This window comes from Pseudomonas sp. HMWF006 (genome assembly GCF_003061205.1).
In the GTDB taxonomy this organism is placed as follows: Bacteria; Pseudomonadota; Gammaproteobacteria; order Pseudomonadales; family Pseudomonadaceae; genus Aquipseudomonas; species Aquipseudomonas monsensis.
In genome coordinates this window covers 4,009-15,381 of sequence record NZ_QAIU01000582.1, presented here as the reverse complement: position 1 = coordinate 15,381, position 11,373 = coordinate 4,009, and the positions used below count along the sequence as shown (strand labels likewise).

General features: G+C 61.2%; 11 protein-coding genes. 3 read left to right on the top strand and 8 right to left on the bottom strand.

Going from position 1 to position 11,373, the window contains the following annotated elements:
• Nucleotides 1–107: 107 nt before the first annotated feature.
• The 4 genes from DBR24_RS26810 to DBR24_RS26795 form a co-directional block, all read right to left on the bottom strand.
• Nucleotides 108–1,859 (bottom strand): molecular chaperone, encoded by a 1,752-nt coding sequence (locus DBR24_RS26810; RefSeq protein WP_128616220.1) that lies wholly within the window; start codon nt 1,857–1,859, stop codon nt 108–110.
• A gap of 92 nt (nt 1,860–1,951) precedes the next feature.
• The gene (gene asd, locus DBR24_RS26805; protein ID WP_123470881.1) at nt 1,952–2,812 is read right to left on the bottom strand and encodes an archaetidylserine decarboxylase; all 861 of its coding nucleotides are present in this window, start codon (nt 2,810–2,812) and stop codon (nt 1,952–1,954) included.
• Between the two features lie 9 nt (nt 2,813–2,821).
• Nucleotides 2,822–3,646, bottom strand: coding sequence for a thiosulfate sulfurtransferase (gene rhdA, locus DBR24_RS26800; protein ID WP_128616219.1), 825 nt, complete (start codon nt 3,644–3,646; stop codon nt 2,822–2,824).
• Between the two features lie 42 nt (nt 3,647–3,688).
• Nucleotides 3,689–5,227: an HDOD domain-containing protein gene (locus DBR24_RS26795; RefSeq protein WP_128616218.1), complete on the bottom strand. Its 1,539-nt coding sequence runs from the start codon at nt 5,225–5,227 to the stop codon at nt 3,689–3,691.
• A 166-nt stretch (nt 5,228–5,393) separates the two neighbouring features.
• Between DBR24_RS26795 and motA the strand changes: the two genes are divergently transcribed.
• The 3 genes from motA to DBR24_RS26780 all read left to right on the top strand — a co-directional run bounded on the left by motA (nt 5,394) and on the right by DBR24_RS26780 (nt 8,549).
• Nucleotides 5,394–6,245, top strand: a complete 852-nt coding sequence (gene motA, locus DBR24_RS26790; RefSeq protein ID WP_007952169.1) for a flagellar motor stator protein MotA — start codon at nt 5,394–5,396, stop codon at nt 6,243–6,245.
• Nucleotides 6,246–6,248: 3 nt separating this feature from the next.
• Nucleotides 6,249–7,325 carry a flagellar motor protein MotB gene (motB, locus tag DBR24_RS26785; protein ID WP_128616217.1) on the top strand — a complete coding sequence of 359 codons (1,077 nt, stop codon included), beginning with the start codon at nt 6,249–6,251 and terminating at the stop codon, nt 7,323–7,325.
• A gap of 90 nt (nt 7,326–7,415) precedes the next feature.
• Complete coding sequence (locus DBR24_RS26780) at nt 7,416–8,549, top strand: sterol desaturase family protein (protein WP_123470892.1); 1,134 nt, start codon at nt 7,416–7,418, stop codon at nt 8,547–8,549.
• 55 nt (nt 8,550–8,604) lie between these two features.
• On the opposite strand, the gene DBR24_RS26775 is transcribed toward DBR24_RS26780, so the two are convergent.
• The 4 genes from DBR24_RS26775 to rsgA form a co-directional block, all read right to left on the bottom strand.
• Entirely contained in the window at nt 8,605–9,096 is a 492-nt protein-coding gene (locus DBR24_RS26775) for a toll/interleukin-1 receptor domain-containing protein (RefSeq protein WP_123470893.1), read from the bottom strand.
• The gene (locus DBR24_RS26770; protein ID WP_128616216.1) at nt 9,096–10,055 is read right to left on the bottom strand and encodes a caspase family protein; all 960 of its coding nucleotides are present in this window, start codon (nt 10,053–10,055) and stop codon (nt 9,096–9,098) included. Before DBR24_RS26770 ends, DBR24_RS26775 begins: the two co-directional genes overlap by 1 nt.
• Nucleotides 10,056–10,057: 2 nt before the next feature.
• Complete coding sequence (locus DBR24_RS26765; RefSeq protein WP_123470896.1) at nt 10,058–10,465, bottom strand: TIR domain-containing protein; 408 nt, start codon at nt 10,463–10,465, stop codon at nt 10,058–10,060.
• A 212-nt stretch (nt 10,466–10,677) separates the two neighbouring features.
• On the bottom strand, nt 10,678–11,373 hold a 696-nt coding region (gene rsgA, locus DBR24_RS26760), incomplete at its 5' end, for a small ribosomal subunit biogenesis GTPase RsgA (protein ID WP_256591875.1).

The following is an 11,373-nucleotide window of genomic DNA, read 5'->3' as shown; positions in this document are numbered from 1 at the left end:
GTGTGCTGTATCTGCTCGGCTTCCGCGACCGCGACGGCCAGCTTTAAGCTTGAAGCAGGTCTCTGTGGCGAGGGCGCAAGCGCCCTCGCCACGGTTTCTTTAAGGCTTCAAAGCGACTTCCACAAGGAGTCGAAATCCTCCTCGCTCCCGCCATTCTGCGCGGCCTCGAGCGAGCGATAGGCAAACTGATTGAAGCTGTGCGTACTCGCCAGCCGCCGATCCAGTCCGGCGCGGTGCTCTTCGCCCTGAGTGTTGATGAGTACCTTATTACCTTCCTGAAACGGCAGGCGCGGAGCCAGCAAGGTGGCCGGCAAGTCGATTGCGCTGATCTCCGGCAGCAGTAACCCGCGCAAGTAATGGCTGTGATCGTCCCGCGAGCGCACCAGTTGCAAACCGCATGGCTGCGCATGCGGAGCCACCAGTTCAATGCCCATCTGCGTCCCGCTACCCCGTACCTGACGAATCCAGCGAATCACGGCAATGCTCCAGCCCTGGCTCGTGCTGTCCTGAATCCCGAGCATTTCTCCAGCCTGCAGCTCGGCAGGCACCTCATCGGGCCAGGCCAGGCAGTAGCCGCCGGGGCTATGGTTGATCACCGGCAACGTGTAGGTCGGGTAATGCGGTGTGCTGTCGGTGGTGCTTTCGTCCTCGGGCAGATGGTCGTACTGGATTTCTTCATAAGGCAGAAACTGCTCGTTGCCCAGCGGCGCGGCGTCGAACGCCTGACTCCAGCTGTCCTTTTCACCCTTGGCCACGGCACTGCTGAAATTGGCTGCGCGAGCGCCGGGATGCTTGAGCAATTCGCTGAATGTGCGTTCGCCACCGAGGTAGAAATGCAGGGCGCTCATGCCGACGCACACGGTCAGGTTGCCCTGGCCAACGCTGCGCTGAAAACTGCGTTCGGCGGCCTGTCCCCACGTGGCATGCAAGTGTTGCAGGGTGTCCTGACTCATGCCGTTGGGCACTTGCAACGGCGGTGATGTGTCCTGCCGCAGCAGGTGCGCCTCGACGGCATTCACCAGCGGCTGCGGATCGAAGCCGAGCAGTCCGGCCTGTTGTTCGCGGCGAAACATGCTGCGATAACGCGGCCCGACATCGAGTTCTGCGCTGATCGCAAACAGGCCATCGTCCGGACGCCCGGGATGCAGTTTGAGCAACGCGCTCCACGGCTCCAGCACCTCGGCCAGGCGGGCGATCTGGTTCTGCCGCAACTGATTGCAACGCGCACTGCCCAGCAACAACGCGGCGATGTAGGTCTGTTCAAGGCTCAGCTCGGGCGTCAGGCTGGCGAGGTCGTCATGCACGCGCTTGTGCTGAAGCTGCAGTTCACAGGCGCTGCGATAGAGCTGATGCAACTCGAACCACAACTGCTCCGGTGCCGGACTGTACAGCTGCGTGGCGCGTACCAGTTGCCCCTTGAGCGCATGTGCCGCCCGTTGCAGGGCAGTGCTGAGCAGAGTCGCGCGATCCTTGCTGTATTTCGGGGTGATGCGCAGCACGATCTGTTTGTAGCCAATCGCCAGATGACTTTGCAGCGCCTGACACAGGTTGTTGATCTTGCGCGAACGCTCGTCGAGCATGATCGCCTGATGCAGAAACTGCCGCTCCAGATGCTGGCAGACGAAATACACCTCGGGGCGCAGCAACTCCAGCAATTGCAGGCGATTGTCGCTGGGGGTGAGCAACTGATTGAGTTCGCCCAGGCCTTGATACAACTGGCGGGCGGTTTCGCCGATGTTGGCCTTGGGCAGGCCGGCGATCCAGCGCTTGAAGTCGCGCGGGGAGGCTTCGCAAAACGACAGGCGCGATTGCGTCGGGGCAGGGGCGCGAAGTGGCGGCGGGGCGATGGTCTGGCTCATGCCAAAAACCATAGCAGTAAAAATCGGGGTCTGTCGCGACGGCAAACCCTGTAAGAGCCTTCGGTAGCTCCTACAGGGAGAGCGCGGAGATATCAGGCCGTTGGCAGTGCCAGAGCCTGGCCCATTTGTACTGGCGAACCGGCGACCAGTTCTTCAGCCCATTTCACTTGATCCGGCCCGAACAGCACGATCGCGGTCGAACCCAGCTTGAAACGGCCCAGTTCGGCGCCTTTTTCCAGATGGATCGGTGCGCGGGCGGCTTCGTCGTAGCGGAAGGTTTTCAGCTCGCGCTTCGGCGGGGTGACCAGACCGGCCCACACGGTTTCGATCGAAGCGACGATCATCGCGCCGACCAGCACCACGGCCATCGGCCCGCGCTCGGTGTCGAAGATGCACGCCACACGCTCGTTGCGGGCGAACAGCTCCGGAACGTTTTCCGCGGTGGTCTGGTTGACCGAGAAGATCCGGCCCGGGATGTAGACCATCTCGCGCAGGGTGCCGGCCAGCGGCATGTGCACGCGGTGGTAGTCCTTCGGCGACAGGTAGATGGTGGCGAAATCGCCGCCCATGAACGGAGCAGCATTGGCCGTGTCACCGCCGAGCAGTTCCAGCACGCTGAAGCTGTGGCCCTTGGCCTGGAACACCCGACCGTGTTCGATCGGGCCGAGCTGGCTGACCGCACCGTCGGCCGGGCTGAGGATCGCGCCCGGAGTTTCGTCCAGCGGACGTGCGCCGTCTTTCAGTGCACGGGTGAAGAACGCGTTGAAGTGCTCGTAAGCGGTCAGGTCTTCGACCAGTGCTTGCGACATGTCCACCTGATAACGCTTGGCGAACCACTGGGTGAAGGCATTCTTGAACCAGCGCACGCGGCACTCGGCAACGCAGCCGGCCAGGCGCGACAGCAGGTGATGAGGCAGCAGGTACTGGCTGAGGATAAACAGACGCTCTTTCATTAGTTGTCCTTAAAAACCTTGAATCTCGACAGGCGTGTCAGGGTGGTTGCCCCATTCGCCCCAGGAACCGGCGTAGCCCTTGACCCGCGGATAACCGAGGGACTTGGCCACCAGATATGTGAAGCCCGACCGGTGATGGGTCTGGCAGTGGGTAATGATTTCTTTGTCCTTGGTGATCCCGAGGTCTTCGAGGATCTGCGGCATGTCCGTGCGAATGCGCAACTGGCGTGCCTTGTCCATGCCGGCGGTCCATTCGAAGTTGACCGCGCCCGGAATGTGTCCACCCCTGGCCGCCAGCACCTTCTCACCGGAATACTCCAGCGGCCCGCGCGCATCCCAGATCGCCAGATCGGCGGCGCCGAGCCGGCTTTGCAGGTATTCGCGAGTGGCGGTCGGTTCTTCGTGCAGGGTCAGCGCCACCGGGCCGCCGACGGCGGGAGGTATCTGGATCGACATCGGCATGCCGGCTTCCAGCCACGCCGGCAAGCCGCCGTCGACGTAGTGGTAGTTGTCGTGACCAATCACGTCGAGCAGCCAGATGAAACGCCCGGCCCAGCCGCCGCCCTCGTCGTCATAGACCACGTAGACCGCGTCCTTGCGATGGCCCAGTTCACCGAACAGCGCTTCCAGGTCGGCCTTGGCCGGCAGCAATCCCGGTGCTGGCGGCTGACCGAGCTGGGTGCGTTTCGGGTCGACAAAACGTGCGCCGGGAAGGTGACCTTCGGCATAGCGGGCAGGGCTGGTCAGATCCACCAGAATCAGTTCAGGGGAATCGAGACGCGGGAGCAGGTCGCTCGGCTCGATGACGAGCGGCAAGCCAGAGAAGTCAGACATGTGAGGTCTCCAGAGCACAAAGGGGGGGATTGTAGCGCAGCCTCATCGGCCACGGCTGCTAAAGCTGTGCAGGGCTTTTTCGATGCACTGCGCGGTTTTGCCGAACGCCTGCACGGTGATGTCGGCGAACGGCCCGCCGCCCTGGTCGGCCACGACGATCATGATCACCCGGCCATTGTTGACCAGTGAGCGCAGGAACAAATGTTCGCCGCGAAACAGCGAGCGCAGGCCCGGCGGCAACAATGCGGAAAATTGTGCATTGTTCTCGGGGTTGATCCGCACCTGTGCCTGCTGCGCCAGCAGGCGCTGCAATACCTTGCTCTGGCTGACAACGAAATTCAGCGCGGCGGCGTCTTTCGGCAAGCCGAAAGTCTGGTGCACGCGCAGATTGGACTGCGTGCGATCGGCCATCAGGATCATCACCCGGCGCATGCCGCTGGCGACCAGAGCATCGCGGGCAGCGACTGTCAGGCTCATGGCATTGGTGAAGCGGCTCGGTTCGGCGAGCAATTCGGCACATTGCCGGCGCCACTGGCTCAGGTCTTCAGCGGACGGCGCGGCGGCAGGCAGCATGCCCGCCGGCAAACGGTGCGTGCCCCACGGCCACAACAGCGACACCGCCGGGTGCCACAGGTCCGGCATTGCATGGTGGCGTGCGCTGTTGGCGGCTTGTTGGTGCAATTGCTGTTGCACTTCATCCATCGAGATTTGCAGATACAGGCTGGTCAGGTACTGCCAGCGCTCACTGTGCGGACTGTCCCAGGCCTGTTGCGCCGATAACGCCAGGCCGTTGGCCAGCAGCACGGTGTTGGCCGGCTGATTGAGCCAGCGACGCAGGGTCGGATCGTCATCCAGGCGATTCTGCTGGCGCAACGGGTGTTCGCTGTCGCGGGCGATGCGCAGCACTTTGACCAGTTCGCGCTGTTCGCTGAGCAGCAATTTATAGCCTTGCTGCACCCAGATCGGCAGGTGCCAGACTTGCACCAGCGCCTCGGCGATCTTCAGCAGGCGCACGCCAAACAGTTGCTTCTCGACCACCGGAGCCGATTCGCCCTTGTGGATCACCCGCAATTCCCATTCTTCGAGCAACTCGGGAAACTTCAGCGCCAGTGGCCATAACGGCGAGAGAAACAACAGGCTGCCCCAATGGATGTCCTGCCACAGTCGGGCCAGGCGGCTGGCGAAAAAACCATTGGCCTGTTGCGTGGCGTGCTGGCTGATCATTTGCAGTTGGCGCAGGGCCTTGGGGATCTGCATCTGCGGTTGGGCCGGCAGGCGCGCCAGCAGTTCTTCGGTGCGCGCCAGACCCAGACGGTTGATCGCCACCTCGAGGTTTTCCGCCGGTGCGGACAGGGTGCCGTGGGTGTGACGATTCGCCTCACGGATGATGCTCAAGGCCAGCGCCGGGCTGTCCTGCATCAGCTCGGCGATGTCGCGTAGCGAGCTGCGGTTGTCACGGATCGCGCGGCACACTTTGTCGTGAGCCTCTTGCGGCACGGGCAGGAGCACGCCATCGAGCAACTTTACCCAGCCCTCGAGGGTGGTCGGTTTTGCGTGTGGGACGTTCGTTTCATTAGCCATGTCTGGACGAGATCTTCACTGACTGTAGACGCGCCCGGCATGGGCTAAATTGGCTTTTCGCCTGAACTGGCTATAGTCTGGCGCAGTTTTGCCGATAAGTAGAAGAAGAGATTTTTTAACTTCCGAATATGACCTTGAACCCGACTTAAATAAGTACTTTCTACCTATGGCTAAAATTATCGGCATCATCGTCGTATTCGCGAGCGTGCTCGGCGGATACGTGCTCTCCCACGGCAAAATTGCCGCCCTGATCCAGCCCTTCGAGGTGATGATCATCGGTGGTGCGGCCCTCGGTGCATTCCTGCAGGCCAACCCCGGTTACATGACGATGCACGTGCTCAAGAAATCCCTGAGCATGTTCAGTTCGCGCTTCAGCCACACGTTCTATCTGGAAGTGCTGGGCCTGATCTACGAGATCCTCAACAAGAGCCGCCGCGAAGGCATGATGGCCATCGAAGGCGACATCGAAGACGCCGCCGCGAGCCCGATCTTCGCCAAGTACCCGGCCGTGCTCAAAGACGAGCGCATGACCGCGTTCATCTGCGATTACCTGCGCATCATGTCCTCCGGCAACATGGCGCCGCACGAGCTGGAAGGCTTGTTCGACATGGAGCTGTACAGCCTGAAAGAAGACCTCGAACACCCGTCCCATGCGGTGAACGGCATCGCCGACGCCATGCCGGGTTTCGGTATCGTCGCGGCGGTACTGGGTATCGTGGTGACCATGGCTTCGCTGGGTGAAGGCGATCAGAAATCCATCGGTCTGCACGTGGGTGCGGCACTGGTCGGTACCTTCTTCGGTATTCTCGCGGCCTACGGTTTCTTCGGTCCGTTGGCGCACTCCCTGGCTCACGATGCCAAGGAAGAACTGAACGTCTATGAAGCGATCAAAGCCTCGCTGGTGGCCTCCGCTTCCGGCATGCCGCCATCGCTGGCGGTCGAGTTTGGTCGCAAGGTGCTGTACCCGGCCCACCGTCCAAGCTTTGCCGAGCTGGAACAAGCCGTTCGCGGTCGTTAAGTCATGGAAAATAACCAGCCGATAATCATCAAGCGCGTCAAGCGCATCGCCGGCGGGCATCACGGCGGGGCGTGGAAAATCGCCTTCGCCGACTTCGCCACGGCGATGATGGCGTTCTTCCTGGTGTTGTGGCTGCTGTCCACCGCCACACCGGAACAGAAGATCGCCATCGCCGGTTACTTCAAGGACCCGGTCGGCTTCTCCGAAAGCGGCACGCCATACATCATTGATCTGGGCGGCACGCCGACCCTCGCGCCGGAAAACACCCTCAACCCCGAGGTGAAGTCGCAGCCGCAACCTGACAAGGTCACGGTCGACACCGAGCAGGTCGAAGGCATGGCCGAGCAGGTCGAGAAAGAACGCCTGGAGCTGTTGCTGCAAGAACTGCAGAACAAGGTCGACGAGAACCCGCAACTGCAGAAGTTCAAGGATCAGATCCTGTTCGAGATCACCCCGAACGGCTTGCGCATCCAGATCATGGACGCCGAAAACCGGCCGATGTTCGACTCGGGCTCGGCGCGTCTGAAACCGTACTTCGAAGACATCCTGCTGGCCATGGCCGACACCATCAAAGCGGTGCCGAACAAGATCAGCATCAGCGGCCACACCGACGCCAAGCCGTACACCGGCACCGGCGATTTCGGTAACTGGGAGCTCTCGGCCAACCGCGCCAACGCCGCCCGGCGTGCCTTGGTTGCCGGTAGTTATCCGGAGTCGCAGGTGGCGCGGGTGGTGGGTTATGCCTCGTCGGCATTGTTCGACAAGGAAAACCCGTTCAACCCGGTCAACCGTCGCATCGACATTGTGGTCCTGACCAAGAAGGCTCAGGCAGCCATCGAAGGTGCGCAAGGTGCCGATCCGGCCAAGCCGGCGGATGACAGCCAGAACGGTAACGCTCCGGCGACACCGGTCGACCCGAACGCGCTGCCGGCGGATCAGCAACCGGTGCCGGCGCACGAACTGCGCGAACGGCTCAACCTGTTCGACGACGCCGCGCCGAAACCGGCCGCGCCGGGAACTGCGCCGCCGGCACCCGCTGCGCCACCGGCCACTGCACCGGCTGTCGCGCCGAAGCAGTAACCGACAAAAAGCCACGGCCTCCGTGGCTTTTTGGTTTCTGCCTGCGTCGCAATGAGCAGTCGCAGTTATCGCAATCACGGAAGATCAGTTATGGAAAGACTCAAAGCCTATTTTCAACGGCACGGCAACGCACCCTTCAAATTTGGTGAGGGGCGGGTCAGTGGCTATATTTCAGCCACCCTCGGGCTGTTGAGCCTGCTGGCGGTGCTCTGTTTCCTGTTTCCTGAATGGCTGACCACCGCCGAACTGCGCAAGGTCTATGACGAGCAGTTCGCACGCACCACGCTGTTGCTCGGGCTGGTGCTGTCGTTCAGCCTCGGCACCCTGAACATCCTGCTCAACAAGCGCAAGCGCCTGGGGATTACCGGGCTGGTCGCATCGGGGCTGGCGGTGTTCCTCGGCGGCACCAACGTGCAAGTCAGCGAAATCGGGCAGACCCCTTACTCGCTGGGTCTGGACTGGTTCGTCCTGGCGCTGCTGGTGTCGGCGATCGTCTTCATTCCTTTGGAAAAGCTCTATTCCAAGGATCCCGAGCAAAACATCCTGCGCCCGCACTGGCGCACCGACCTGACCTATTTTTTCGTCAGCCACATGCTGGTGCAGTTCATCCTGATTTTCATCACCGCCTCGTCGGGTTACATCGCCGGTTGGGCGGTGTCGCCGGGGTTGCAGGCCAGCGTCCAGAGCCTGCCACTGGTGGTGCAGTTCCTGCTCGCGGTGCTGGTGGCGGACCTCGGCCAGTATTGGCTGCATCGTCTCTACCATGTGGTGCCATTTCTGTGGCGCATCCACGCGGTGCATCACTCCAGCACCCACATGGACTGGCTTGCCGGTTCGCGCGTGCACTTCATCGAAATCCTGCTGACCCGCACCGGCGTACTGGTGCCGCTGATGCTGCTGGGGTTCGCGCCTCAGGCGTTGAATGCCTACGTGATTCTGGTTGGTGTTCAAGCGGTACTTGCCCACGCCAACGTGCGAATCAATGGTGGCTGGCTGAACTACCTGATCGTCCTGCCGCGTTATCACCACTGGCACCATGCCCGGCACAAGGACTACATCTACAAGAACTACGCGATCCACACGCCGTTGGTGGACATGCTGTTCGGCACGTTCAAGCTGCCGCCGAAAGAGTGGCCGGTGCGTTATGGCGTATTTGGCAAGGAGCTGCCGGGCGGGATCGTGCGTCAGCATCTGTATGCGTTTCGCAAGCCTGAGCCGAAGTAGGCCAGGTGGACAGCAAAAGCCCCGAATGTTCGGGGCTTTTTTGTGTCTGGTGGGGTTAGAAGCCGCGCCGGATACGGTTCTTCAATCCCTCATGGAACATCTCGGCATTGGTCTTGTTGGCACTGCGTGTCGATTGATTACCGGTCACCGAGTCGAGCGTCATCGAGCGCTTGATTGTTCCTTCGCTGCGATAAGCGTCGATGAAGAAATCCACATCGGCCGGTGTGCTCAGCTTCGGCCACTTATCCAGATAAGCCGGCAATTGCGTGGGGCCGGTCTTGAATGAGCAGATCCGCCGATTGCTGATCGTCGCCTCGCCGATTTCGAACGGCACCCACCACGACAATGCGGTTTTCTCTGACACCACTGCCAGTAGGTGCGTGCATTCGGTGATGTTGCGCGTGATGACCTCGGTGATGTCGTCGGTGGTCTGCGATTCCGGGTCGAGCACGTCGAGGTAGGTCTTGATGTTGGCCTGCATCAATTGGCTATTGATGGCCATGGCCTGTGGACGATCCATGTGGCGGTAGCTGATGAATACGGGCATCAGAAGTGTCCTTTTAGGGCGAGTTCGCGGTAGTAGGCACCGAGGGCGGTGAGGCGGCAGCCGGTGGAGTTGATGGCCGCGTAATACATGTGTTCGGCGCCCACCGGTTCTATCAGGCTGTGGCGATTGCACATTTGCAGTTGCTTGAAGATGTCGCCGTGCTCGGGGTCGAACAGCGCTTCGGTGGGCTCGTAGCTGGGGTCGAGCCTGAAGACGAAACTCGGCTCGGGGAACCAGTCCTTGAGTTTGCGTAGGGTTTCCTCGGCAATCAGCGGTGCCACTTCGCGCAGTGGCACGAACTGCGACACGTTGGTCTTGAATACCGGACGCTGTTCCCAGGCTCCCAGCGCATTGTCGACAAACGAATAGACGCTACCGGGGGTGACCTTGCCGAGCACGTTGGCGGCGCCACCATGCAGCGCTTGCAGCAACAGATCCGTGAACACACCGTGGCCGCGACTTTCGAGGGCGGACTGTTCTTTTTTGCAGGCGGTGAGAATGGTCATGCCTTCGCCGATCACACTGCTGCCGCCGCGTAAATTGCGCATGGCACCTGCTGCTCCGGCCTGGCAGCAATCGAGAATGATGATTTTGTTTTTGATCTGCGACGCCTGATCAGCCCACAGCAGAATGTCGCTGATGCGGATACCGTCTCCGCCATGCTGGTAGTCCTGAGGAATCAGTAGCCCTTCGTCGATGCTGGTGTCGAACTGCCCATGACCGGCGAAGTACAGCAGTGCCACGTCACAGTCGCCTGAGAACAGGCTCTGGATCTGCTGTTTCATGTGTTTGAGCGTCAGGTTCTCCTCAGAGGAGGTCAGCACTTTGCTGCTGAAGTTCGGGTGCCCGTTGGCGTGGCGCTCCAGTACCGAAGCCATGGCCATTGCGTCGTTGTTACAACCGCTCAAAGGAGCGACATGGGCGTAGTGGTTGATGCCGATAAACAGTCCCTTGCGCATGGTTACACCGCCGTGTGCAGGCGAATCGCACTGACGATGCTGTTGGTGTTCCACGCGCATTCGGCGTGCGCCGCTTCACGCACCACGGTGGAAATGCGCTCGGCGCCGAATGGCTTGATCGCGATGATCACCTTGCCCATGCGTTTGGCGATCTCGATTTCCTTGTTGATCCACTTGCTGTAGGTCGAATACATCCCGGCCATGATCAGCACCGCCGAGCAAGGGCGAATCTTGTTTTCGATGGCTTCTTCGAGCTGCTTGTCGGTCTGCGCGCCCATGATCGGGTTATGTGGCGGCACGGAAAAATTCTTGAAACTGAAATCCGGCTTGGCGCCGAGCAGGCGTACCAGATTGTCGTGAGCGTGGGCGTAGTTCCACGAATGGCTGATGAACAGGTGATAGGTCTGCATAGGGTTCCTCGAAGGTCGCAAAGGTGCGAAGGAGGACCCCAATCTAGGCATCTGGAGCTTGCCTACAAGGGCTGGGCGGTGAAAGAGAAATGTCCTGCAGGCGGGCATGCGCGGGCCTGTCAGAAAAGTCTGACGTTTAACGAAATCGGGGATTTGTCAGGCGCGGTCCGACATCCGGCAGCCCTCGGGCGAGGTGCTGCCGGTGCAGGTGTTTAGTAGCCGTTTTCCGGCAGGCTGGCGATGATCGAGCGGTAGCTGTTCATCCGCTGCTGCTGCACGCGGCCGTCTTCCAGGGCCTTGAGCAGTGCACAACCCGGTTCACGGTCGTGCTTGCAGTCGCGGAAGCGGCAGGTGCCGAGCAGGTCGTTGAACTCGATGAAACCGGCTTCGACGTCGGCGCGGCTGACGTGGCCCAGGCCGAATTCACGGATGCCCGGGGAGTCGATCAGCTCACCGCCACCGGGGAAGTGGAACAGGCGCGCGGTGGTTGTCGTATGCGTGCCCTGGCCGGACAGCTCGGACAACGGCCCGACGCGGGTTTCGACTTCCGGCAGCAGGCTGTTGACCAGCGACGACTTGCCGACACCGGACTGGCCGACGAACACGCTGATGCGGCCGTCGAGCTGCTGTTGCAGCTGTTCCATGCCGTTGCCGTGATGCGCCGAGACTTCCAGCACCGGATAACCCAGCGTGCGGTACACCGCCAGCAGGGCATTGAGTGCCGGGGCGTTCTGCTCGTCGATCAGGTCGAATTTGTTCAGCAGCAGCAACGGGCGGATGCCGGCGTGTTCGGCTGCGACCAGATAGCGGTCGATCAGGTTGGCATGCGGCTCGGGCAGCGGCGCGAAGACGATGACAATCATGTCGACGTTCGCGGCTACTGGCTTGAGCTGGCCACGGCTGTCCGG